General features: G+C 38.7%; 1 protein-coding gene. It reads left to right on the forward strand.

The features are described 5' to 3' along the window. The first annotated feature begins 114 nt into the window (after positions 1–114). A complete protein-coding gene (locus tag AN214_RS21780) occupies positions 115–549 on the forward strand; it encodes a VOC family protein (protein ID WP_200911161.1) in 435 nt (144 codons plus the stop codon). Positions 550–770: the final 221 nt, after the last annotated feature.

The raw sequence follows: 770 nt of genomic DNA on the forward strand, positions 1-770 counted from the left end.
TAGTTATTTGACAAACTAATTATGGCTCTGGCTTTAAGCTAACCCACGAAAATGCGGAGGCTAGCACCGTGTGGGAGTCATTATGTCTATATGCAAAGGAGAAACCTGCACGCTATGAAGCATCTAATTAGTTTTATCTTAATTTTCTTATCGCTAACTTCCTCTGCTAATGAAGCAGCGCCTAAATCAGATATGTTAGGACTAAGAACAACCGTATATATGGTTAATGATATAGAAGCTGCTAAAAAGTGGTATACGCAAGCGTTTGGTATCAAGCCGTACTTTGATGAACCATATTATGTAGGTTATAACATTCGTGGCTTTGAACTTGGATTAATGCCAACTGAAAAAGAGCAACAGACTTCAGGCGTCATTTCATACTGGGGCGTTGAAGATATTGAGGCAAAATTTAAAAAACTTATTTCTTTAGGTGCTACTCCACTGAGTCCTATTTCAGACGTTGGTGGGGGTATTAAACTTGGCGTAGTAACAGACCCTTTTGGTAACCCTCTAGGAGTTATTTATAACCCTTTGTTTAAAAATAAGTAATTGCATATAACACATATGAACCTTCTCCGGTCAAGTAAGCATAACGATTCTTTTTAGCTGCGTTTGAGCGGCTAATTTGTATCTGCAATTCTTAAATCTGTTCAGCTTCACTATGTCGGTTAGCCGTTAAAATCGTTTACGGCAAACACATATTGAGGGTCTCTTATTGCGATCTCATCGCTGCCTAAATCAGTCGATACAGCTTATCGTTTAGGGCCACT

Origin of the sequence: Pseudoalteromonas sp. P1-9 (genome assembly GCF_001399975.1) — a bacterium.
In the GTDB taxonomy this organism is placed as follows: Bacteria; Pseudomonadota; Gammaproteobacteria; order Enterobacterales; family Alteromonadaceae; genus Pseudoalteromonas.